The 19,999-nt window shown below is 65.2% G+C and carries 16 protein-coding genes; 10 read left to right on the forward strand and 6 right to left on the reverse strand.

Features of this window, described 5'->3' with window-relative positions:
• The 3 genes from Q0030_RS39675 to Q0030_RS39685 form a co-directional block, all read left to right on the forward strand.
• Positions 1-1,212, forward strand: a 1,212-nt coding sequence (locus Q0030_RS39675; protein ID WP_298380326.1) for an AAA family ATPase, incomplete at its 5' end; no start/stop codon positions are given.
• A 12-nt stretch (positions 1,213-1,224) separates the two neighbouring features.
• Positions 1,225-1,638 (forward strand): DUF3052 domain-containing protein, encoded by a 414-nt coding sequence (locus Q0030_RS39680; protein ID WP_298380328.1) that lies wholly within the window; start codon positions 1,225-1,227, stop codon positions 1,636-1,638.
• 121 nt (positions 1,639-1,759) lie between these two features.
• On the forward strand, positions 1,760-2,959 hold the full coding sequence (locus Q0030_RS39685) for an ABC transporter substrate-binding protein (RefSeq protein ID WP_298380331.1): 1,200 nt from the start codon (positions 1,760-1,762) through the stop codon (positions 2,957-2,959).
• Positions 2,960-3,169: 210 nt separating this feature from the next.
• Here the strand turns inward: Q0030_RS39685 and Q0030_RS39690 are convergent, their stop codons facing one another.
• Positions 3,170-4,669 (reverse strand): hypothetical protein, encoded by a 1,500-nt coding sequence (locus Q0030_RS39690; protein WP_298380333.1) that lies wholly within the window; start codon positions 4,667-4,669, stop codon positions 3,170-3,172.
• Between the two features lie 440 nt (positions 4,670-5,109).
• Here Q0030_RS39690 and Q0030_RS39695 point away from each other — a divergent pair, with 440 nt between their 5' ends.
• Positions 5,110-5,784, forward strand: coding sequence for a TetR/AcrR family transcriptional regulator (locus tag Q0030_RS39695; protein WP_298380335.1), 675 nt, complete (start codon positions 5,110-5,112; stop codon positions 5,782-5,784).
• 85 nt (positions 5,785-5,869) lie between these two features.
• Positions 5,870-6,298, forward strand: coding sequence for an OsmC family protein (locus tag Q0030_RS39700; protein ID WP_298380338.1), 429 nt, complete (start codon positions 5,870-5,872; stop codon positions 6,296-6,298).
• A 116-nt stretch (positions 6,299-6,414) separates the two neighbouring features.
• On the opposite strand, the gene pyk is transcribed toward Q0030_RS39700, so the two are convergent.
• A complete protein-coding gene (gene pyk, locus Q0030_RS39705) occupies positions 6,415-7,851 on the reverse strand; it encodes a pyruvate kinase (protein ID WP_298380341.1) in 1,437 nt (478 codons plus the stop codon).
• Positions 7,848-8,456, reverse strand: coding sequence for a DUF1036 domain-containing protein (locus Q0030_RS39710; protein ID WP_298380344.1), 609 nt, complete (start codon positions 8,454-8,456; stop codon positions 7,848-7,850). Before Q0030_RS39710 ends, pyk begins: the two co-directional genes overlap by 4 nt.
• 198 nt (positions 8,457-8,654) lie before the next feature.
• On the opposite strand from Q0030_RS39710, the gene Q0030_RS39715 reads away from it, so the two are divergent.
• From Q0030_RS39715 to Q0030_RS39725, 3 genes are all read left to right on the forward strand, one after another.
• Positions 8,655-8,957 (forward strand): DUF1244 domain-containing protein, encoded by a 303-nt coding sequence (locus Q0030_RS39715; RefSeq protein ID WP_298380347.1) that lies wholly within the window; start codon positions 8,655-8,657, stop codon positions 8,955-8,957.
• Positions 8,958-9,131: 174 nt separating this feature from the next.
• Complete coding sequence (locus tag Q0030_RS39720) at positions 9,132-9,404, forward strand: DUF2312 domain-containing protein (RefSeq protein ID WP_029085502.1); 273 nt, start codon at positions 9,132-9,134, stop codon at positions 9,402-9,404.
• A gap of 130 nt (positions 9,405-9,534) precedes the next feature.
• The gene (locus Q0030_RS39725) at positions 9,535-11,298 is read left to right on the forward strand and encodes an adenylate/guanylate cyclase domain-containing protein (protein WP_298380357.1); all 1,764 of its coding nucleotides are present in this window, start codon (positions 9,535-9,537) and stop codon (positions 11,296-11,298) included.
• Between the two features lie 31 nt (positions 11,299-11,329).
• Here Q0030_RS39725 and Q0030_RS39730 read toward each other — a convergent pair whose 3' ends face one another.
• The 3 genes from Q0030_RS39730 to Q0030_RS39740 form a co-directional block, all read right to left on the reverse strand.
• Positions 11,330-12,931, reverse strand: coding sequence for a DUF882 domain-containing protein (locus Q0030_RS39730; RefSeq protein ID WP_298380360.1), 1,602 nt, complete (start codon positions 12,929-12,931; stop codon positions 11,330-11,332).
• 264 nt (positions 12,932-13,195) lie between these two features.
• Complete coding sequence (locus Q0030_RS39735; RefSeq protein ID WP_298380362.1) at positions 13,196-15,475, reverse strand: L,D-transpeptidase family protein; 2,280 nt, start codon at positions 15,473-15,475, stop codon at positions 13,196-13,198.
• Positions 15,476-15,779: 304 nt separating this feature from the next.
• Positions 15,780-17,270 carry a sigma-54 dependent transcriptional regulator gene (locus tag Q0030_RS39740; protein ID WP_298380365.1) on the reverse strand — a complete coding sequence of 497 codons (1,491 nt, stop codon included), beginning with the start codon at positions 17,268-17,270 and terminating at the stop codon, positions 15,780-15,782.
• A 142-nt stretch (positions 17,271-17,412) separates the two neighbouring features.
• Here Q0030_RS39740 and Q0030_RS39745 point away from each other — a divergent pair, with 142 nt between their 5' ends.
• Positions 17,413-19,344: a M3 family oligoendopeptidase gene (locus tag Q0030_RS39745; protein WP_298380368.1), complete on the forward strand. Its 1,932-nt coding sequence runs from the start codon at positions 17,413-17,415 to the stop codon at positions 19,342-19,344.
• 250 nt (positions 19,345-19,594) lie between these two features.
• Positions 19,595-19,747, forward strand: coding sequence for an aa3-type cytochrome c oxidase subunit IV (locus Q0030_RS39750; protein WP_163159659.1), 153 nt, complete (start codon positions 19,595-19,597; stop codon positions 19,745-19,747).
• Positions 19,748-19,999: the final 252 nt, after the last annotated feature.

Below are 19,999 nucleotides of genomic sequence, written 5' to 3' on the forward strand. Positions count from 1 at the left end.
CGCGACATGTTCGAGCAGGCCAAGAAGAACGCGCCCTGCATCATCTTCATCGACGAAATCGACGCGGTCGGCCGTCATCGCGGCGCCGGCCTCGGCGGCGGCAATGACGAGCGCGAGCAGACGCTGAACCAGTTGCTGGTCGAGATGGACGGCTTCGAGGCCAATGAAGGCGTGATCCTGATCGCGGCGACCAACCGTCCCGACGTGCTCGATCCCGCGCTGCTGCGTCCGGGCCGCTTCGATCGTCAGGTCGTGGTGCCGAATCCGGACGTCGTCGGTCGCGAGCAGATCCTCAAGGTCCACGTCCGCAAGGTGCCGCTGGCGCCGGATATCAACCTCAAGACCATCGCGCGCGGCACCCCGGGCTTCTCGGGCGCCGACCTGATGAACCTCGTCAACGAGGCCGCGCTGACCGCTGCCCGCCGCAACAAGCGGATGGTGACGCAGGCCGAGTTCGAAGAGGCCAAGGACAAGGTGATGATGGGCGCCGAGCGCAAGTCGCTCGTCATGACCGAGGAAGAGAAGTTGCTGACGGCCTATCACGAGGGCGGCCACGCCATCGTCGGCCTCAACGTCGTCGCGACCGATCCGATCCACAAGGCGACCATCATTCCGCGCGGCCGTGCGCTGGGCATGGTGATGCAGCTGCCGGAGCGCGACAAGCTGTCGATGTCGCTGGAACAGATGACCTCGCGCCTCGCCATCATGATGGGTGGCCGCGTCGCGGAAGAGCTGATCTTCGGCCGCGAGAAGGTGACCTCGGGCGCCGCGTCCGACATCGAGCAGGCGACCCGCCTGGCCCGCATGATGGTGACGCGCTGGGGCCTGTCCGAAGAGCTCGGCACTGTGTCGTATGGCGAGAACCAGGACGAGGTGTTCCTGGGCATGTCGGTCTCGCGCACCCAGAATGCGTCCGAGGCGACGGTCCAGAAGATCGACTCCGAGATCAAGCGCCTGGTCGAGGAAGGCTACAAGGAAGCGACCCGGATCCTGACCGAGAAGCACGGCGACCTCGAAGCTCTGGCCAAAGGCCTGCTCGAGTTCGAGACGCTGACCGGCGACGAGATCATCGACCTGCTGAAGGGCAAGAAGCCCAACCGCGAGTCCGTGCTCGAGCCGTCGACGCCGCGCGCGTCCGCCGTGCCGCCGGCCGGCAAGTCGCGCCCGCGTCCCGATCCGGACACCGGCCTGGAGCCGCAGCCGCAGGCGTGAGTCTCGCCCGCCATGGCCGGCACGTCCGGCAAACCGATTGTGCAAAAGCTCGGCCTCAAGCCGGGCTTTTGTATTTTTGTCGACGGGTTGTCCGTTCCCTATGGCGACATCGTCGGCGAGCTGCCGGCCGATCTTCGGATCGCGAAGACCGCGCGGGCGCCGCTCGATGCCGTGCATCTGTTCGCCGCCGAGGCCAGGGGGCTCGCCGCCAAGCTGCAGCGATACCGCGAGGCGATCGCGCCTGACGGCATGATCTGGGTGTCGTGGCCGAAGAAAAGCTCAGGCGTCGCGACCGACCTTGACGACAGGGCCGTGCGCGCGGCGGGGCTCGCGTCAGGCCTGGTCGACATCAAGGTCTGCGCCGTCGACGTGGTGTGGTCGGGGCTGAAATTCGTGATCCCGCTCAAAGAGCGCGGCAAGCGCTGAGATCGCCCCGGCGAATGGGCTTGGCCTCCGTTGGGGCGCCGTGGCATCCTTAAGGCCAAGCCGACAAACGGCACAGCCGCGCTCGCTGAGGACGCGGCAAGAAAAGGGGGAGGGGAGGCCGATGCGCAAGGCATTCGGCGCGCTTGGCGCCATTTCATTCCTGCTGCTGCCCACCGCGTCATTCGCCGCCGAGATGCGCGGCGTCACAGCAACCGAAATCAGGATCGGCCAGACCATGCCCTATAGCGGGCCGGTGTCGGCGTTCGGTGCGCTGGGCAAGGGCGAGGCCGGCTATTTCAGGATGTTGAACGAGCGCGGCGGCATCAACGGCCGCAAGATCAACTTCATCTCGCTGGACGATTCCTACGCGCCGCCGAAGACCGTGGAGCAGACGCGCCGTCTCGTCGAGAGTGACGAGGTCGCGCTGATTTTCTCCTCGATCGGCACCGCACACAACACGGCGATCGCGAAATACCTGCAGGGCAAGAACATCCCGCAGCTGTTCCTGGCCTCCGGCGCCTCGAAGTTCGGCGACATCGCGCAATTCCCGCAGGCGACGATGGGCGTGCAGGCGCCGTTCCGCTATGAGGCGCGGCTCTACGCGCGTTATGCGCTGGCGAAGAATCCGAACGCACGGTTCGCAGTGATCTCGCAGAACGACGATTACGGCCGCGACTATCTCGCCGGCCTCAAGGACGTGCTCGGCGAGAAATATGATTCCGTCGTCACCGTTGCGACCTACGAGATATCGGACCCGACCATCGACTCCCAGATCGTCAAGCTGAAGGCGACCAATGCCGACGTCTTCGTGATCGCAGCGACGCCGAAATTTGCGGCGCAGTCGATCCGCAAGGCCTTCGAGATCGGTTGGCGGCCGATGACGTTCCTCTCCAACACCGCGGTGTGGATTTCGACCGTGATGCAGCCGGCTGGTGTCGAGGCCGGCACCGGCATTATCTCGACGGCCTATGTGAAGGATCCGGATGATCCGGCCTGGAAGGACGATCCCGGCATGAAGGGCTGGCGCGACTTCATGACCCGATACGTGCCCGAAGGCGATCAGCACGACACCAACTACGTCAACGCCTACAACAGTGCGATGGCGCTGGAGGCGGTGTTGAAGGCATGCGGCGACGATCTCTCGACCGAGAACATCCTGCGGCAGGCGTTCGCGATCAAGGACCTCGAATTGCCGATGCTGCTGCCGGGCATCAAGGTCAACACGTCGCCGGCCGACCATGTGCCGGTCGACCAGATGCAGCTGATGCGCTTCAACGGCAAGACCTGGGATCGCTTCGGCGAGCTCCAGACCGGGAATTAGGTTGAGATCGATCGCGCGCGAACTCGTCCTCCGCGCGATCCCGTCATCCCCGCGCAAAGGCTTCGCCTTTGTCGCTGGAGGTACGAGCGGAGCGAGCCTCAAAGGATGCACGGCCCCGCTGGTGGCCGTCGATCCTTCGAGACGCGCTACGCGCTCCTCAGGATGACGGGATAGGCAGCGTTGCGACTCTGGACAACGCAGCAGTGCAGGTTACTTCGGACCCTCTACCGCCGGCACCGCGCCGGCCGTCTCGTCCGACCGCACATGGATGACCGCGATGTCGTCCTTGTAGAGCCGCTTCCAACCCTTGAGATGGTCCAGCGCGTTTCCGGCAGAAGAGTCCGAGCTCAGCAGCGTGGCGTCGATCCGGTATTTGTCGAGCAGGTTCAGCAGCTGGCCGACGTCGCGGGCATCGAGCGCGGCGTAATAGTCGAGCACGAATTGCTCGCCATAGAGCTCGGCGCGGCCATCGATGAACACCTTCATGTCGCGGATCACCATGTAGCCGCCGAACGGCGCGGTGCTGAACACGCGTTGCGCCTTGTGTTGCTGGAGGACGTCGACCGCGGCAACGGGCGAGAACGCCGGCAGGAATTTGAACTCGTGCTGCGCGACGAAGGTCGTCGTCGTCACCCACGCTCCGATCACCATGGCGATAGTCGCCAGGATCGTGACGACGGGGACGGAGCGTCCTTCCTCCAAGCGGGCGGCGGGGGCGCCTGCCATTCCCCATTGTTCGGCGATCGGCTTGGCGAGCACCAGCGGCGCGATGAACGCGAACACCTCGATGTTGCGGATATGGCTCAGCGCCATCCAGATCAGCCCGAGCAGCAACAGGATCCGCGGCACCGACAGGGTCAGTCCGCGATAGCAGATGATGCCGATCAGGCCGAGCAGCGTGGCTTCGAAGAAGCTGGGCTTGCTGAAATCCGCGGGCAGCCACTCGCCGATCAGCGACAGCAGCTTGCCGAGACTGAGGATCTTGGTCGCGCCCAGCAGGCTATTCCAGCCATAGGGTGTCACGCAGCTCGCGGCCAGCGCAGCGACGCCGAACAATCCCCATCGCACGATGAGCTGACGGCGGCGGCTGGGCTCGGCGCTCCACACCGCCTCCAGTCCGATCGGCCCGATCAGCGCCAGGCCGAGCACGAAGCCGCCATGCAGATTGGCCCACAGCGCCATCAGCGGCAGCAGCCACCATGACGGATGGGTGCGGCGATCCGCGGCCGCCATCAGGCCACCGATGAACGCCAGCAGCACCGGCAGCGCCAGCACATGCGGCCGCGCGAAGAAGTGGATCGTCGACAGCAGCAGCGCCAGCGCCGCGATCAGGAGTGCACGCGCCGGATCGAAATACGGGCTCAACAGATGCAGGAAGATCGCGACCGTCGCGCCGATCGCGATCGACGTCAGGATCACCGGCCCGGCCCAATCGCCGCCGTACACCAGGGCGTACGCCACCTGCGACAGCCACGAGCTCGAAATCCAGGGCTCGCCGAAACGGGTGAACGAGAACACGTCGGTCGTTGGCATCGCGCCGTGTTCGAGGATCCACTGTCCGACCCTGATCTGCCACTCCGTGTCGGAATCGCGCAGCAGGATCTCACCGGCGGAGAGATAGAACAGATAGGCGCCCACGGCGGCGCACAGCGGCAGCAGCCCTCGCACCGCGCTACGGCTGCTCACGCTGCTGGTGATGGAGAGTGACATGCGCTTTCTTGGTTCGGCCGGGGACATCGAGGCAACGCCACGCGTGACGTCGGGCGCACTCGACCACGGCTTCCGATAAATTCGGGTAAATGCGACTGCGATGTCGCGGGTCTGCGCGAGAACAGATGTCTCGATATCGAGTGATGATCTTAGCTTGCGATTTACCATCCAACGCCTGATCCGAACTTGCGTGCCGTTAGTGGCCACCGATCTGTCGCTGAATCGGGCGGCCCAGAGCACCCGCGGGCCGGAACGGCCGCCAGTTCAATCGGAGGTGGCGTGCGACTGTCGCAAAATCCTAACAATTCCAGCTTGTCATTCAGTCTGAATAGTTGTTCACTTCTTCAGACGATTGCGGGATCAATCGTTCAAAACATTGAAGACGCGTGTGTTCTGCCGGTGGGCGCCGGCCCGGGCACACGGTGGGGGGACGGAATGCCATGGTCTACCGGCGAACTCATCAGGTCGTGAAACGGCTCGCTGCCCGGCGCAGCGCCATCCTGTCGGCTGCGCGGGACGCGGCGGCGGCGGGCGGCATGGCCGCGGTCCAGATCGCACCCGTCGCGGTGCGGGCCAATGTCGCGGCCGGCACCGTCTATCGTTATTTCCCGTCGAAGGCCGAGTTGATCTCGGAATTGATCACGGAGGTCTCGCGTGACGAATTGTCCGCGATCCGGCGCGCCGCAGAGGCCGCGCCCGGACCGTCATCGGCGCTGGCCGCCGCGGTGACGACGATTGCGGTCCACGTGCTGTCGCAGCGCAAGCTGGCCTGGGGCATCCTGGCCGAGCCGGTCGATGTCGACGTCACCGCCTCGCGCCTTGCCAGCCGCCGCGATATTTCCGGCGAGCTTGCCATGCGCATCGACGCCGCCGTGCGCGCCGGACATCTGCCGGCGCAGGATACAGCGCTGGCCGCCACCGCCTTGCTCGGCGCGCTGCATGAAGCGCTGGTCGGTCCGCTGGCGCCGTCCAATCTCGAGGATCCGATCAAGCTGCGCGATACGGTGCAGACCGTGACGCTGCTCGCGCTGCGCGCGGTCGGTGTGATGGACGCGCGTGCGCGCGGTCTTGTGGTGCAGGCGACGACCCCGGCGAAGGCACTGGTCGGCGCCTGAGATCGCGGCTGCTCGGCGAACACTTCCGTCGCATTGGCGTTGTAGCGTTGCGGGGCTGGGATCAACCAACCTTACGGAGCAACGCATGACGACGACCCATGGTTCGGCCAAATGGCAGGGTGGCATCAAGGACGGCAAGGGCGCGATCTCGACCAAGAGCGGCGCGCTCTCGGATTACCCCTATGGCTTCGCCAGCCGCTTCGAGGGCAAGCCCGGCTCGAACCCCGAAGAGCTGATCGGCGCGGCGCATGCCGCCTGCTTCACGATGGCGCTGTCGTTGATCCTGGGCGAGGCCAAGCTCACGGCCGAGCACATGGAGACCAAGGCCGACGTGACCCTGGAGAAGATCGCCGACGGCTTTGCCATCACCGCCGTGCATCTAACGCTGTCGGCGAAGATCCCGGGCGCCGATAACGCAACGTTCCAGGAATTGGCGGGCAAGGCCAAGGCCGGATGTCCGGTGTCGAAGCTGCTCAACACCAAGATCACGCTCGACGCGTCGTTGCAGGGCTGACGGTCTGGAGCGCAGCATTGGGGCCACGCTGATGCGTGGCCCGGCGCGGCGGGTTAGAGCGTTTTCGAGCGAAGTGGGCGCCGGTTCGCGTGAAGAAAACGCGTCAAAACAAGAATCTACAGCTGCGCGTCGCCGTTCGGCCCGACCGAGGCGATGCGCAGCATGTTGGTGGTGCCGGGCGCGCGGAGCGGCACGCCGGCGACGATGATGACGCGCTGGCCGGCCTTGGCAAAGCCGTCCCGGAATGCAATTGAGCCGGCGCGTTCGACCATGTCGTCGAGGTCGTGCGCGTCCTCGGCGACCACGCAATGCACGCCCCACACCACCGACAGCTTGCGGCCGGTGACGAGGTTCGGCGTGATCGCGACCACCGGCACCTTGGGCCGCTCGCGCGCCACGCGGATCGCGGTCGAACCCGATGAGGTCCAGCAGATGATCGCCGATAGATCGAGTGTCTCGGCGATCTGCCGCGCGGCGTCGGCAATGGCGTCGCCCACCGTCGCCTCGGGATCGACGCGCTGGGCGTTGATGACGCTGCGATAGGTCGGGTCGCGCTCCACCTCCTCGCCAATGCGGTTCATGGTCGAAACCGCTTCGACCGGGAATTTGCCGGCGGCGGATTCCGCCGACAGCATGATGGCGTCGGCGCCCTCGTAGACGGCGGTGGCGACGTCGGAGACTTCAGCGCGCGTCGGCACCGGCGCCTGGATCATCGATTCCAGCATCTGGGTTGCGACCACCACCGGCCTGCCGGCGCGGCGCGCCATCCGGATCATCTGCTTCTGCAGGCTCGGCACCCGCTCCAGCGGCAGTTCGACGCCGAGATCGCCGCGCGCCACCATCAGCGCGTCGGCCGCCTCGATGATGTCGGCGAGGCGGTCGATCGCCTGCGGCTTCTCGATCTTGGCCATCACGGAGGCGCGGCCGCGGATCATCTTCTTGGCCTCGATCACGTCCTCGGCCCGCTGCACGAAGGACAGCGCGACCCAGTCGATTCCCTCCGGCAGCGCGGCTTCGAGATCGGCGCGGTCCTTTGGGGTCATCGCGGAGACCGGGAGGTCGGTGTCGGGCAGGCTGACGCCCTTGCGGTCAGACATCTTGCCGCCGATCACGACGCGCGTCACCGCGCGGTCGGGCGAGGTTTCCTCGGCGATCAGCCGCACCTTGCCGTCGTCGAGCAACAGCGCGTGGCCGGGGCGGAGCGCGGCAAGGATTTCCGGATGCGGAAGCTGGACGCGGCTGTTGTCGCCCGGCGTCTTGTCGGAATCCAGGATGAAGCTCTGGCCGTTCTTGAGCTGGGTCGCCCCTTCCGCGAAGGCGCCAACCCGCAGCTTCGGCCCCTGCAGGTCGACCAGGATGCCGATCGGCCGGCCGTAGCTCGATTCGACATTGCGGATGGTCTTGACCAGCTCCCGCATCTTGTCATGCGGGGTATGGCTCATGTTGATGCGGAATACGTCGGCACCCGCCTCGAACAGCTTGCGGATCATTGCGCTGTCTGAGGAGGCCGGGCCAAGCGTTGCGAGGATCTTGATTCGGCGCAGTCGTCTCATTGTTTGTTTCCGGGTGGCGCGGCTGGCGGCAGACCCGACGCGCCCGGAGGCGCTGCGCCCTGCGGGGGGGTGGGCAGGCCCGGCATCGCCCCGGGGCTTCCCGGGGCCACGCCGCCCGGCATTCCCGGTACTTTCTGCGGCTGTTGTTCGTTGGCTTCGGTCAGCTGGACGGTCCATGCACGCTGCTCGCCGGTGTCGACCTCGAAGAAGCCGGTGCGGTCAAAACCCCGCGCCAGGCAATTCTCGGTGCCCTTGATGGTGAATTCCTTGTCGCGCGAGCACATGAAGGCCTGGCCGGACCATTCGCCGCCGCGATCGTAGTCGAGAGCGTAGATGTAGTAGTAGCGCGCCACAAGATTGCCGCGCAGCAGGGTCTCGCAGGTCCGCGACGACACATTCCACCAGCCCTCCGTGGTCCAGCCCTCGGCATCCTTGTAGCCGAGCGCGATCCCGACCCGGCTCGAGGTGTTGTTGCAGAGCCGGAAATCGGCGGCCGCCGGGCTCGTCCACAGGCATGCCGCGACAAGCGCCAGCACCGGCAGGATGCCGGCCAGGATCAGGCGGATGGTGCGGGGAGCTGAGGCGAGAGAATCTGTTGGGCGCATACGGCGAAGCTATATCAGTTCATTGTCGATTTCGCGTGCCCCGGCAGGCACTGTCAACGGGCGGGCGCCCGTCCCCCACGTTGCCGGACCGTGGCAAGTGCGGCCGGACAGGTCCGTATTGCGCGTCGATATGGCAAAATCTGTGACAATTCCCACCTGATATCAATATGGTGAGCGCATCACACCGGGATCACGATCATGAGCATTGACGACAAAACCAGAACAGAACTTGAGGCCGCGGTGTTCCGGCGCCTCGTCGATCATCTGCGCAACCGGACCGATGTGCAGAACATCGACCTGATGAACCTTGCCGGCTTCTGCCGCAATTGCCTGTCCAACTGGATGAAGGAAGAGGCCGACGCCAAGGGCCTTGCCGTGAGCAAGGACGAGAGCCGCGAGGCGGTCTACGGCATGCCCTATGAGGAGTGGAAGGCGAAGTATCAGGGCGGCGCGACGCCGGATCAGCTCGCGGCGATGAAGAAGGCCCAAAGCGGGCATTAATTCCCGATTGATGTGACGCCAGTTCCGTGGCCGTCCGCATCTCCTGTGGGCGCGCTGTGGATGAGCGCGATGTTTCCTTGACGGGACGTGCTCCAAAATCGAGGGTCGCCCGCAACAAGCGGTGCGCGTGGCGCGTATTCGCGCGACATTTCATTGCCATTTCAGGAGTACGCGATGGCCACCACGTCTGCCGCCGTTCAGGATGAACCCGCAACGCGATTTGCCAAGGACCAGCTCAAGTCCATCATCGAGCGCATCGAGCGGCTGGAAGAGGAAAAGAAGACGATCTCGGACGATATCCGCGACGTCTATGCCGAGGCCAAGGGCAACGGCTTCGACGTCAAGGCGCTGCGCACCATCGTGCGCCTGCGCAAGCAGGATGCCAACGAGCGCCAGGAGCAGGAAACCATCCTGGAGACCTATATGCAGGCGCTCGGGATGCTCTGAGGCGGCAGGCGGCCGCTGGCGTCCGTCAAGGCGCCCACCCGAGGTAACTCACCCAAGCCTCTTGGCGAGGCTTGGGTGAAGTCCCGGGATTTGCTAGACTGCCGGTGAGGTAACCGGGCAGAGCGTTCAGATGGACGTGCCAGGACCAGAGCGTCGGCTCGCTGCGGTCCTCGCCGCCGACATGGTCGGCTTTAGCCGACTGATGGAGGCTGACGAGACGGGCACCCTTGCGCGCCTCAAGACCCATCGGATCGAGCTGATCGATCCGGCCATCACCAAGAATCGCGGCCGCATCATCAAGACCACCGGCGATGGCCTGCTGGTCGAATTCCACAGCGTCGTCGATGCGGTGCTGTGCGCGGCCGAGGTGCAGCGCCGGATGGCCAAACGCAACACCGACGTCGCGCCGGCGCGGTGGATGCAGTTTCGCATCGGCATCAATCTCGGCGATGTGATCGTCGACGGCGCCGACATCTTCGGCGACGGCGTCAATGTCGCCGCGCGCCTGGAGGTGCTGGCCGAGCCCGGCGGCATCTGCATTTCCGGCGCAGTCCGCGATCAGGTCGGCGATCGCCTGGAAGATCTGAGCTTCGAGGATCTCGGCGATCAGACCGTCAAGAACATCGCGCGACCGATCCGGGTTTTCCGCATCCATCTCGAATCGGGCGCCAGATCCGCTACCGAGCAGGCGAGCGCGGCCGCCGCCCCTGTCGTCGCCAAAAAGCCCTCGATCGCCGTGTTGCCGCTCGTCAATATGAGCGGCGATCCCGAGCAGGAATTCTTCGCCGACGGTCTCACCGAGGACATCATCACCGAGCTGTCGCGCTTCCACGATCTGCTGGTGATCTCGCGCAACTCGACCTTCGTGTACAAGGGCAAGGCCGTGAAGGTGCAGGACGTCGCGAAGGAATTCGCGGTCGACTATGTGCTGGAAGGCAGCGTGCGCAAGGCAGGCGGCCGGATTCGCGTCACGGTGCAGCTGATCGATGCCGAGGCCGACCGGCACGTCTGGGCCGAACGCTATGACCGCGAGCTTGCCGACATCTTCGCCATCCAGGACGAGATGACGCGCGCGATCGTGTCGACCTTGCCGGGCCGTGTCGAGGCCGCCGCCCATGACCGCGTCAAACGCAAGCCGACCGACAACATGGCTGCCTATGAGTGCGTGCTGGCTGCCAAGGTGCTGCATCATCGTTCGGAGCGCGACGACAATGCGGAGGCGCAGCGCCTGCTCGAGCGGGCCATCGTGCTCGATCCCAACTACGCCCATGCGCACGCCTGGCGGGCCTGCGTGCTCGGCCAGACCTGGGTCTACAATTGGTGCGACGACCGCGACGCGACCTTCGCGCAGGTGGCGGCCGAGCTCGAGATCGCGCTCAAGCTCGACGACAATGACAGCGACGTGCACCGGATCCTCGCCGCGCTCAACCTCAACCGCGACGACCACGACAAGGCGGCCTTCCACCAGGAGCGCGCGCTCGCGCTCAACCCGAACTACGACCTCGTCGTCGTGCAGCAGGGCGAGCTCCTGACCTGGCTCGGGCGGCCGGAGGAGGGCATCGACTGGATCAAGCGGGCGATGCGCCTCAATCCGTTCCATCCGGAGCGGTTCTGGAGTCATCTCGGCCGGGCCTGCTATTGCGCCGAGAAATACGCCGACGCGGCCGAGGCGTTCTCGCGGATCACGCGGCCCGACCACACTCATCACGCCTTCCTCGCCGCGACATTGGCGCAGATGGGCAATTCGGTGGCGGCCTCAGCCCATGCGACCGAGGTACTGAAGCGCGAGCCGACCTTCTCGGTCGCCGCTCACCTCGCAACCCAGCACTACAAGCGCGCGCCCGACCGGGCGCGCTACGAGGCCGGCCTGCTCAAGGCAGGGCTGCCGGCTTGAACGGCTGATGAAATGATGTTGTCGGGGAGGTTCAGCGCAGCGAGGCGGTGCGCAGCACGAAGGATTGGGTGGTCAGGAGGGCGGTCGCCGAGCCCGAGAAGTGATCGCAGGTCATGCCCATCATCGGATCTTCCGAGAAGGTCATGGCGACGGCGGCCTGCGGCTTCACGAAATGCTGCCGCATCATGTTCATGTCGGTGTCGCCAAGCACCGTGGTCAGCATGCCGCTGCTCGCGCTCGGCGCCAGCATCACGACGCGCATCCAGATGTCGTTGCCCTTGGCGGCAGAGATCCGCGCCGACGTCGTGATCACGCCCTGGCTAGGCGCGCCCTTCGCAACGACGGTATTGATTTCGGTGGCCGGGGCTGCCGCATTGCGCGTCGTCGGGCGCACATTGCGCGGGATCGGCGCGGTGGCAGCGACGATATTGGCGCGATCGACCGGTGAGGACGCTGCCGGCGCATAAGCGAGCGCCTTGTTGAAGTTGTCCGTCGTGCTGGCGGTGGTCTGCGGGTCGGAGCCGCCGACCGCCTCACGCGCCTTCAGCGCGGCGATCTGCGCGGCCGATGCCTGCTTCGGCGCCGCGGACTCGTCACCCCAGAAGCCGCGAGCATTGATGATGTCGGCGGGCGATTGCGGCGCGGTGTTCTCGGCCGTCTGCACCACCTGCACCGCCGGCTTGGCTTTCGGCATCGGCACGAGCTGCGCGTCGGCGGCGGCGAGCTGGATCGCGGCGGCGAACTGCTGCGGCTTGGCGCGCGGCAGCGGAACGGGGTCGGCGGATTTTGCAGGGGCCGCGGCCGCAACCACGGTGGGGGCCGCGGGCTTGTCGTTCACACTGGCCGCGCCTTCGTCTTCATCGTCACCCGACTTGCCGGCGCCGAACAGCTTCGCGAACAGGGTCGGCTTGCTGATGGTCGCAGCATCGTCGCCATTGCCGCGGCGTTCGATGTCAGCCTTGGCGAGCTCATAGCCCTTCAGTGGGGTGCCGTCGCTCGGGACATGGACGGTGCGGCCGTCGGGGAACACCCGGACCAGCTGCTCGCGGGTCATCCGCGGCCAGTGCCGAATGCCGCCGGTGTCGAGATGCACGAACGGCGAGCCCGAGGTCGGATAGAAGCCGACGCCGCCGCGCTGCAGGCGCAGGCCGGCGAAGCGGATCTGCTCCAGCGGCACGCCCGGAATGAAGAAGTCCATCGCATGCCCCAGCATGTGCTGGCTGTGGCGTGCAACGCCCGAGGAACGGCGGCGGAGCATGGCGTTGGTGGCAGGAGCGCGATAGGCGGAGATGATCTGGATCGGCTGCTTGCCGCCGACATCGCTGTAGACTTCCCAGAGGATGTCGAACAAGTGACGGTCCATCACCGTCTCGTCCTGGGAGCGCCAGTCGCGCAGGAAGTGATTGAGTTGCTTCAGCGCGGCTTCGTCGTAGCGGCCATCGCGCTTGAAGGTGATGGTGAGGTCTTCGCCGGAATGGGTGTGGTGGAAGGAGAGGGTGCGGGTCTGGTTCAGCGCAGTCGCATCGTGCACCGAGCCTGCACCCGCCAACAGCAATAGCGCGGTCAGGCCGACTTGGTACCCGGCCTTAGGCAGCGACAGCGGTTTGTAGCGGCGTGCGAAGACAGCCAGCACTATGAGCCCACCCAGTCGACGAGCGTTCGGTCGGCATCTTCGCAGACCCCCTGCGGAAGACGGTGAACGCTTTCTTAAAGCGGGAGGGTTAACCGAGGTTTACCGACCCGCCCCCAAGTTGGGCTTAACTAACTGGGGGAGTGTGGCAAAAGATAGCCCTGTTCCCCGGACCCCATGGCAAATGGTTAACGTAAACGATCTCGCTTTCTGAGCGAGATCGTTGATTTTGCTTCAATATTTATCCCAATCGGGCGGAGAGGCAGTTTAGCGGGTGATCACCCGGCGCTGCTGCTGGGCCTGGCCGCGGCGGACCGGCTGCGGCTCCGGCTGGCCGAATCCCCCGAACAGGCGCTCGAAGAAGTTCGGTCCGGAGGAGCCAAAGCCGCTGTTGTCGCCGGCGACGTTGACGCCCGGGGGCAGGCTGCTGCTCGGCGGCCGCGCGTAGCTCGGCTGGGCGTGCGCCACCACCGTTTCGAGATCCTTGCCGCGGCTGTTCTTGAGCAGCGACAGCATGGCGGCGTCGCGGCCGTAGATGTCCCTGCGGATTTGCAGCTTGCCGGCGTCGTCCACGAACGCGGTCTGGTAGGTGATGTTGACGGGGATCGGCGTCGGGAATTTCAGATCGACTTCGCTCGAGCCGTACATGCTGCGGATCCGCTCCGGCGTGTAGTGCTGGTTCGGCTCGGTGATGTTGAGCAGCACGGACGCGTACTGATCCGGATTCTGCACGCGCATGCAGCCGTGGCTGAAGGCGCGCTCATCCTTGGCGAACAAATACTTGTCCGGCGTGTCGTGCTGATAGACCAGGAACTTGTTCGGGAAGTTGAAGCGGATGCGGCCGAGCGCGTTGGCTTCACCGGGCGGCTGCGAGACGTGGATCGAGCCGTCGCGGTTGCGCTCGAGCTTGAGGCCCATGCGCTGCAGCACCGTCGGATCCTGCTGCAGGGCCGGCAGATATTCGTTGTAGATGATCGACGGCGGCACGTTCCAGGTCGGGTTGACCGTGATGTACTTCATCGTCTCGGTCAGAAGCGGCGTGGCGTGCTGGCCGGGCTTGCCGGTGACGACGCGCGTGGTCCAGACCTGCGCACCGTTCTGCATCACCTTCAGCGTATAGTCGGGGATGTTGAGGATCACATAGGCATTGCCGACATTGGCGGCGCCGAGCTGGCGCGGCAGCCAGCGCCAGCGCTCCATGTTGACGAGCACGGTGTCGATCTGCCGGTCGCGCTTCGGATTGTTCAGCGCCTTCACCGTGCGCTCGTCGAGCACGCCAGTCGCCTTGAGGTCGACGCTGCTCTGGAATTTCTCCACGGCTCGCGCGACGGTCGCGTCATACTTGGTGCCGTCGGCATCCTCGGTGATGCCGAGCTTGTTGCGCAGATCCGGCACACGCGGATCGTCCATCTCGACCGCGGCCTGCTTCTTGCGCGCGGGGACGTATCTCAGCGCGGGTCCGTCGGCGATCGTGATCACCGGGCCGTCGCCCTGACCGCGCAGCTCGGCGAGCTTCTTTTTCAGCTCCTTGTAGAGCTTCTGCGGCGGGTTGTAGCCGTCGAGCGCGGCCGAGGCGTCCTTGGCCGAGGTCACATTGGCGAACACTTCGGCCGGATCGATCGGGTGCTCCGGATAGAGGATGTCCGCCGACACCTGCGACCAGTGCATGCGGCCGCTCTGGGCCTGGCGTGCGTAGTCCAGCATGCTGGCCGCGAGCTTCAGCTCGGCGTCGGCCAGCGCGTCGGGCGTCGTCGCAGCAGTGAAATCCGGCACCGGATAGTCGGCCGCATCGAGGCCGTCGGCGGCCGCATCCTTCAGGCGGGCGATGACGCCCTTGCCGGCCTCGGTCAGCTTGCCGGCCTTGGTGAAGACCGGTGCATATTCGCGCGCCGAATAGAATTTCTCGGCCGCGGCGCGCTCGTTCTTGCGATCGAAGCTGCGCAGCGACTTGCTGGCGAGCAGCTCGCGCAGCTTGTCGGCGACCGGCTGATCCTCGGCGGCAACATTGCTTGCGGCCTTTGCGGGTTCGTTCGCCGGAGCTGCCGCCGTCGCGGGAGCCGGAGTTGCGGCAGGCGCCGTTGCGGTTGCAGGGGCTGGTGTGGCCGCAGCCGGCGCGACCGCGGTGTCGGTCTTTGGCGCTTCGACCTTGGGCGCATCGGCGGGCTTGGTCGCCGGCGCGGTGGCGACATCGGCGGGCTTCGGCTCGACGGTCTTTGCGGTTGCACTCGGTTCCGCCGGCTTTGCATCGACAGGCTTGGCATCGGCAGGCTTGGCTTCGGTAGCCTGCACCTCGGTGGGCTTCACATCTGCCGGCTTGGTGGCGTTGGGCAGCGCGGCGGTGGTGTCGGCCTTGAAATCGCTTGCGGTGGGCGGCGGCACATTGGCCGGTTCGGGGCGCGGGATCGCGGCGTCGATCGCGAGTTCCGAGGCGCTGGAGCGAGGCGTGTCCTGCGCGAAGGCCGAGCTCGCGGACACCGTGAGGAAGGTCGCCGCGACGGCCATCAATACGCGGTCAAATCCTCGACGGTTGTTCGAACAGTCACGCATTTCGCACCCCCTGGGTGGAACTGCCCCTCAGATTCGGGAACAGTTCAAATCGGTATTCGGTTTCATAGCTTGCGCGAAAGCGCCGGCCTCTCAAGCGACTCGTATGCCTGCACGCAATTGACGCAGACGATACATTTGCCCCTCTTATGCAGCCAGCGCCATGCGGGGCAACTCACGACAAACTGACCTCGAAGCAGCTGATTTCGCTCGGGCCGTGCGCTTTTGCCACGCGGCACAGCCTTTGTCTGTCACCGACGGGACACGGTTCAAAAGGTTCCCTGGTATGGCCCTGTTGGCTTCAGATTTAGGTGGCGTCGCTTGTGCGCGTGCCGGCCGCCGCTTCGTCGAGCTTGCGGTAGAGGGTCGAGCGGCCGATCTTGAGGCGGCGCGCGACCTCCGACATCTGTCCGCGATAATGCGAAATCGCGAACCGGATGATTTCGTTCTCGAGATCTTCTAGCGGCCGCACCTCGCCCGCGGCAGTGAGTATCGACAGGCCGCCCGCAGTGGGCAGGGCAGCGGTGACTGGTATCTCATTACCGGATATCATGGCGGGCGCGGTGGACGGCGACACCACCAGCGGCTCGCCCTGCAACGATTTGCCCTCCGGCACCGGATGCGTTGTTCCCTGCGGGAAGTCGGCGAGCCCGAGCTGGTCGCCGTCGCTCATCACCACGGCGCGATACACCGTATTCTCGAGCTGGCGGATGTTGCCCGGCCAATCGAGCTGCGCCAGATGCGCCATCGCATCGCCGCTGATGCCGGTGATGTTGCGGTTCTCCTCGGCGCAGAATCGCGCCAGGAAATGCCGCAGCAGATGCGGAATATCCTCGCGCCGCTGCCGCAGCGCCGGAATGGTCAGCGGCAGCACGTGCAGGCGATAGAACAGGTCCTCGCGGAACTGGCCGCCTTTCACCAGATCGAGCAGCTTGCGGTTGGTCGCCGAGATGATCCGGACATCGACCTTGACCGGCTTGCGGCCGCCGACGGCCTCGACGGTGCCCTCCTGCAGCGCGCGCAGCAGTTTTACTTGCGTGGCCAGCGGCAATTCGCCGACCTCGTCGAGGAACAGCGTGCCGCCATGGGCCTCGACGAACTTGCCCTGGTGACGCTCGGTGGCGCCGGTGAAGGCGCCCTTCTCATGGCCGAACAGGATCGATTCGACGAGATTGTCCGGGATCGCGCCGCAGTTCACCGCGACGAACGGCTTGGCCTTGCGCTCGCTACTGCCGTGGATGGCGCGCGCGAACAATTCCTTGCCGACGCCGGACTCGCCCTCGATCAGCACCGGGATGGTCGAGGATGCCGCCTTCTGCGCGGTGCGCAGCACCCCCGCCAGCGCCTCGCTGCGGGTGATGATGTCGGAGAAGGTCAGCCGGCCCTCGCGGCTGTGGCGGATGCGCTGCAATTCGCCCTTGAGCGCCGACGCATTGAGGGCATTGCGCAGGGACACCTGCAGCCGCTCGAAGCCGACCGGCTTGACGACGAAGTCCTGGGCGCCGGCGCGCATCGCCGACACCACATTGTCGATGCCGCCATGCGCGGTCTGCACGATGACCGGGACGTTCAAACCAGCTTCACGAATTTTTGCGAGGACTCCGAGACCATCGAGGCCCGGCATCACGAGGTCGAGCACGACGGCATCGATCGCCTGCGTCTCGGATGCGGTCAGGGCCGCTATCGCCGCGTCGCCACTGTCCACGACGAGGGGCTCATAGCCGCACTTCTGCACCATGTTTTCAACCAAACGACGCTGTACGGCGTCATCATCGGCGATCAAAATGGTGGCAGCCATGGTTTTCCCCGCACGCTACGTTTATCTGTCTCGAATCGGGGCAATGTCGCCGATGCCGATTAACGCACTCTTAAACCTTGCAAACCCGCTTTCATTCCGCCGCCGCCGACATCTTTCCGACTGAAGTAAGGTTACGAACAAGATGACCTCGCGCTCCAAAACTGCCTCCCCCAAGTCTGCTCCCGGCAAGTCTGCTCTCAGCAGGGCCGCTCTCCGCAAGGAAGCCGCGCTGCGCAAGTCGGCCGCCCAACGCAAACCGGCCGCAGCCAGCCCGGTGGCGAAACAGGCAGCCAGCAAGACCGGCAAGCTTCCGGAATGGAATCTGGCAGATCTCTACTCCGGTATCGACGCGCCGGAAGTCGCGCGCGATTTGCAGAAAATGGATGCAGATTGCGTCGCGTTTGAGACCGACTACAAGGGCAAGCTTGCCGAAAATACCGGCGAGGAAGGCGGCGGAAAGTGGCTTGCCGAGGCGATCCGCCGCTATGAGTCGATCGACGATTTGGCTGGCCGTCTCGGCTCTTATGCCGGCCTGGTCCATGCCGGCGACAGCGTCGATCCCGCGATCTCGAAATTCTACGGCGACATCTCCGAACGGCTGACGGCCGCCTCGGTGCATCTCCTGTTCTTCTCGCTCGAGCTCAATCGGGTTGACGATGATGTGATCGAGCGCGCGATGGCCGAACCCACACTCGGCCACTACCGGCCGTGGATCGAGGATCTGCGCAAGGACAAGCCGTACCAGCTCGAGGACCGCGTCGAGCAGCTGTTCCATGAAAAGGCGCAGAGCGGCTACGCGGCCTGGAACCGGCTGTTCGACCAGACCATCTCCGGCCTGCGCTTCAAGGTCGCGGGCAAGGAGCTCGCGATCGAGCCGACGCTGAACCTGTTGCAGGACAAGGCCGGCGACAAGCGCAAGTCCGCGGCGCAGGCGCTCGCCAAGACCTTCAAGGACAATGAGCGCACCTTCGCGCTGATCACCAACACGCTGGCCAAGGACAAGGAAATCTCCGACCGCTGGAGGGGCTTCCAGGATATCGCGGATTCCCGCCATCTCAACAACCGGGTCGAGCGCGAGGTGGTCGATGCGCTGGTCGCCTCGGTGCGCGCGGCCTATCCGAAGCTGTCGCACCGCTATTACGCGTTGAAGGCCGGCTGGTTCAAAAAGAAGAAGCTGCCGCATTGGGACCGCAACGCACCGCTGCCGTTCGCGGCGACCGGCACGATCGCCTGGCCTGAGGCGCGCAACATGGTGCTGTCGGCCTATAATGGCTTCTCGCCGAAGATGGCCGAGATCGCGGAGCGCTTCTTCAGCGATCGCTGGATCGACGCGCCGGTGCGTCCCGGCAAGGCGCCCGGTGCGTTCTCGCATCCGACCACGCCGTCGGCGCATCCCTATGTGCTGATGAACTATCAGGGCAAGCCGCGCGACGTGATGACGCTGGCGCATGAGCTCGGCCATGGCGTCCATCAGGTGCTGGCGGCGAAGAACGGCGCGCTGATGGCGCCGACGCCGCTGACGCTGGCGGAGACCGCGAGCGTGTTCGGCGAGATGCTGACCTTCAAGCGGCTGTTGTCCCAGACCAAGAACGCCAAGCAGCGCCAGGCGCTGCTCGCGGGCAAGGTCGAGGACATGATCAACACCGTGGTGCGGCAGATCGCGTTCTATTCATTCGAGCGCGCGGTTCATACCGAGCGCAAGAATGGCGAGCTCACCGCCGAGCGGATCGGCGAGCTGTGGCTCAGCGTGCAGGGCGAGAGCCTCGGGCCGGCGATCGAGATCAAGCCGGGCTACGAGACGTTCTGGATGTACATCCCGCACTTCATCCATTCGCCGTTCTACGTGTACGCCTACGCGTTCGGCGATTGCCTGGTGAACTCGCTCTATGCGGTCTACGAGCATGCGTCCGAGGGGTTCGCCGAGCGCTATCTCGACATGCTCGCCGCGGGCGGCACCAAGCATTACTCCGAGCTGCTGCGGCCGTTCGGGCTCGACGCCAAGGACCCTAAATTCTGGGACGGCGGCCTCTCCGTCATCGCCGGCATGATCGACGAGCTGGAGACGATGGGCTGACGCCCATCGACCTTCCGGCTGGCCCTGCGTCAGATTCGTTCGGCGTTTTTTGCGCCTCGCGGCATGATCATCCCATGGCGCCCGCGTCTGGGAGATCAATCCTGCCGAGGGGCGGCCGCAGGGCCGTCGCTCGAGGGGTGAATCGGGGACGATTTGCGCTTCAAATCGCCCGATCGGGACCACGCCGTTGCCCTGCCAACCTGTTTGCGGTAATGGCTCGCAGAACGCGAATTTCTGACTGGGGACAGCGATGGCAGACCATAGCGAAGTGGCCTATACGACCGCCGACGGCAACGATTACGTGGCGCATGAGCAGACCTATGAAGGGTTTCTCATACTGGTCAAATACGGCACCATCAGCGTCGCCATCCTCCTCGCCTTGATGGCCTATTTCCTGGTCTGATCCTCTGATCGGCTAGCGGCATCGCCGTCCCGCGGCGGTGCCGGAATTCCTGTCGAAACCCGGATGGAAAAACCGGGTATCCAATCTGGCGAAAATAACGCTAGTTTGAAGACGCGTGCGCCGCTCGCGCCGCCGGAGGGCCCATGAAGATCGCCGTTGCCAAGGAAATCGATGCGTCCGAGCCGCGGGTTGCGGTTTCGCCCGATACCATCAAGAAGTTCAAGGCGCTGGGCGCCGAGGTCGCGGTCGAGC

Source organism: uncultured Bradyrhizobium sp., assembly GCF_947648125.1.
Classification (GTDB): domain Bacteria; phylum Pseudomonadota; class Alphaproteobacteria; order Rhizobiales; family Xanthobacteraceae; genus Bradyrhizobium.